This is a genomic window from Candidatus Thermoplasmatota archaeon (assembly GCA_018814355.1).
Taxonomy (GTDB): domain Archaea; phylum Thermoplasmatota; class Thermoplasmata; order UBA10834; family UBA10834; genus COMBO-56-21.
The window spans coordinates 1-3,979 of record JAHIZT010000020.1; the positions used below are offsets into that span (position 1 = coordinate 1).

The 3,979-nt window shown below is 54.7% G+C and carries 2 protein-coding genes and 1 rRNA gene; 2 read left to right on the top strand and 1 reads right to left on the bottom strand.

Annotated elements, in window-relative coordinates; genetic code table 11:
• Positions 1-432: transposase (locus tag KJ653_00945; protein ID MBU0684406.1), on the top strand; the 432-nt coding region annotated here is incomplete at its 5' end.
• Between the two features lie 60 nt (positions 433-492).
• On the opposite strand, the gene KJ653_00950 is transcribed toward KJ653_00945, so the two are convergent.
• A complete protein-coding gene (locus tag KJ653_00950) occupies positions 493-1,197 on the bottom strand; it encodes a hypothetical protein (GenBank protein ID MBU0684407.1) in 705 nt (234 codons plus the stop codon).
• Between the two features lie 329 nt (positions 1,198-1,526).
• Between KJ653_00950 and KJ653_00955 the strand changes: the two genes are divergently transcribed.
• Positions 1,527-3,979 (top strand): 23S ribosomal RNA (locus KJ653_00955); the annotation flags it as partial.

The following is a 3,979-nucleotide window of genomic DNA, read 5'->3' on the forward strand; positions in this document are numbered from 1 at the left end:
GGTAAGAAGTCGGCTATTGTGCTTGAGGACCTGACAGGAATCCAGTTCAAGAGGGGCAAGGACATGAATCGCCGCCTCAGCCTGTGGCCGAGGAGGAAGCTCCACCAGATCATCGAGTACAAGGCCCAGTGGAGAGGAATCCCTGTCGTCAAAGTCGATCCAAGATACAGCAGCAGAAAGTGCCCGATGTGTGGGAAAATACAAGATTCCCGAATGGGCACGGCGTTCATATGCGAGTGTGGCTGGCACCTAGACAGACACATCAACGCCAGCATCAACCTGCTGCAGACAGCCATCTCGAACGGGATGGCAGGGGGTCTACGGTTCGACCCCGGCGCGTTCCAGCATGACGTGATGATGATCCTATACGAGCCAGCGATGGCCGCACGGTCGGAGCCGAATGGAACGAGTTGCATAGGAGAGGTGGCCTGAGGGTCATCATCCGATAATGCTACAGAACCGGCTCTATCCGATTCGGCGGGACTATTAGCGTCATACAATCTCGAGGGCCAGGCCGAAATCCGCCTCTGGGATGTTGACCATCTCCAGCGGTATGAAGCCGATTCTCATCACTTCGAGCACGAGGAACTTCGCATGGACGTAAAGCTCGAAGCTACCCGGGCTCGTGAATGTAACTGGCACAGTGGCGGATATTCCGAACCCAAGGTCCGTCTGATTCGTCATCTCGCCGAGGAATGTCCCATCCATGAGATATATCGAAACGTTCCTGAGGTCGATCGAGGTCCCTCGGAGGAACCAGTTCCCTGGCTTCTCGGAGATCTTGGTGAGGAGAACCATGAACTGCATCGGTTGGTTCACAGTCCCGCTCGCGGGGCCGCTGATCGAAAGACCCCATGAGGTGTTGCCCGCCCAGATGTCCCTGTACCCCGTGAAGTCCCCGAGACTTGCGTATGCGGGAGATTGGATGTATGTCTCCCCTTGGGCTGGCAGTATCTTAGGGCTCATGATCGTCCAGACGACAATAATCAGGATTATCGCAATTACAACGATTATCCCGCCCCAATGGTTCTTCCTCTTCGGTTTGACGGGCTTCTCCGGCTCGACGAGCTCGTCGTAGTCCTCCTTCCAGACATCCTCGGCAGGCTTCTCTGACTCCTCTGGCGGGGGAGGCGGGATGTCGGCTACCTCAGTCGGCTTGACAACCACGGGCTCTGGCTTCGGCTCCTCAGGACTCAATCAATGCACCCTATCTGGTTTACCCATCACCGCAAACGCAAATCAACATTTCGGTGGGAAGACCTTCAGAACGACCGTTCCATCGGAAGCGCTGGCGCTTTGCGAGCCTGACGGTAACGCTTTTATATGGGACGCTACATAGCGTGAATCCCCGCCCCAAGGGGCAACGCCTATATATGGCATGGTCTCTTGTGAAAGGGGGATGGGGGACGTGCACCCGACCACTTTTTGTGTCCGGGGAAGATGGTTGAGGGGCAGCGGCTATGGAAGGACCGCGGGCTCCAGTGAATACCGATCATGTGCGATACGGACGTGTGCTGAGTCGACATGCTAGCGGCTAATTATACCGTCTGGGGAATGGCTCGGTTCGGGCGCCGAAGAAGGTCGTGCCAAGCTGCGATATGCACCGGGTAAGCGCAAGGAGCTGTTGATCCGGTGATTACCGAATGGGACTTCCCACTCTTTGGAGTGATCCGTGAGGATCGGGAACCGGGGGGATCGAAGCATCCTAGTACCCCGAGGAAAAGAAATCAATCGAGATGCCGTCAGTAAAGGCGATCGAACGCGGCAGAGGGCAAACTGAATCCTCCCAGGAAACTGGGCGGAGATGTGGTGTTGTAGACTCCGGTACATCTTAACCTGTTAACCCGAAATCGACTGGAACGTCGTGCCATAGAGGGTGATAGCCCTGTAGGGATCCGCGGGAAAGATGATTCTGGATGTTCTAGAGTATTGCGCCTTGGATATGGCGTGAGAAGTCGGGAGCCATTTGCTCCCAACCCTAAATACGACCCGAGACCGATAGTGCAGTAGTAGTGTGAACGAAAGCTGAAAAGTACCCTTAGCGGGAGGTGCAAAGAGCCTGAAACCAGATGGTGACTTTAATATACGGCGTGCAAGGGACGAAGCTCGCAAGAGTGGACCGACGTCGTATTATCCGTTTCGAATAACGGGCCAGGGAGTTCGGACCGATGGCGAGGTTAATTGGATTAACCAAGCAACCACAGGGAAACCGACAAGTCCGCAACCCGCAAGGGCCAGGGACGAGGTGGGCTCGCCTGTAGTCATCGATGAGAGACCCGAAGCCAGTTGATCTAGGCGCAGATAGGTTGAAGCCCAGGGAAACCTGGGTGGAGGACCGAACCCGTGTTGAGGTGCAAATCACTGGGATGATCCGCGTCTAGGGGTGAAAGGCCAATCTAAACTGGACATAGCTGGTCCCCCCCGAAACTACTCGCAGGTAGATCTCAGACGAGGTGGACGATGGGGTAGAGCGACCGATTAGACATTTAGGTGGAGAAATCCGTCGGTGTCTTGCCAAACTCCGAACCTGTTGTCACTGAAGACTCTGGGAGTGAACGTATGAGGGGTAAGCCCCATACGCAAAAGGGGAACAACCCAGCCTCGAGTTAAGGTCCCTAAGTGCTGACTAAGTGCGAACGGGCAAAAGGAGTCCTTTGTCTCAGACAACTGGGATGTGGGCTTAGAAGCAGCCATCATTCAAAGATAGCGTAACAGCTCACCAGTCAAGATAAAGGGCCCTGAAAATGGACGGGGCTAAGTCAGCCACCGATACTTGAGAGCACCGAAAGGTGATCTGGTAGGGGGGCGTCGTGTGTGGACAGAAGTTCGGCCGTGAGGTCGAATGGACCGCATTCGAATGAGGATCCTGGTGGTAGTAGCAGCAAAGAACGGTGAGAATCCGTTCAGCCGTAGGGGCAAGGGTTCCTCGACAATGTTCGTCAGTCGAGGGTTAGTCGATCCTAAGGTGTTTCTTAATCGAAAACATCAAAAGGGCAAGCAGGTTAATATTCCTGCACCATTGCAGTCTCTGCGCGCACTCGGACGCATCTGGGTAAGTTGAGCAGGAGCGCCAATCTGTTCAAGTGTATATCCTGGGGAAGAACCGTAACGGTGAGAACCCGGGGAAATCACGAGTAGTGGGGCGAAGGCCCCATTCAGCCTATCCCCGGTGCCCGTGAAAAGGAGTGCGCTAAACAACTGTAATGTTCGTACCAAGATCCGACACAGGTGCCCCTGGTTGAGAAGACCAAGGCTTGTCGGCGTTAATTGACGCGAGGGAACTCGGCAAATTAGCCACGTAACTTAGGGAGAAGTGGTGCCAGCTCAGTGATGAGCTGGTCGCAGTGACAAGGGAGCCCCGACTGTTTAACCAAAACAAAGGTGGCAGCTAGTCCGAAAGGATGCGTATTGCCGCTGAATCCTGCCCAGTGACGGTATCTGAAGACCCTTTTCAAGGGGAAGAAGGACCGTTAAACGGCGGGGGTAACTATGACCCTCTTAAGGTGACTGCGTTGCCTTAGTAAAATTCGGCCATATGCTGGAACGCCTGAGTATCTCACGCTACTCGCAAGAGTGAAAATGCGTGAGTGCAGGTAATCAGCAGGAAAGGCCAGATCTCAGATCTGGAATCCTCAGAGACTATACGCCGGACGCTCGGGATCGAGCGAAGATATAGTCCGACCCCCATGGCGACATGGGGAGGCCACGAGAAATCGTCGCCCGCCTCCGGATTACCGGAGGTCAGCAAAGTAACAGAAGTGAGCGTAATACCTCGTCGCTTAATTGGCGACTTGCATGAAGGCCCAACGAGAGCTCTACTGTCCCCGCCTCGAGGCCGGTGAAACCTACATTAACGGAGCACTGTCCGTTATCTTCCAGCTGAAAGCGAAGACCCCGTGGAGCTTTACTGCAACCTGTCGTTGTGGTATGAGTTTGAATGTGTAGCGTAGGCGGGAGTCGTTACCAGGGCTGGCCGCTA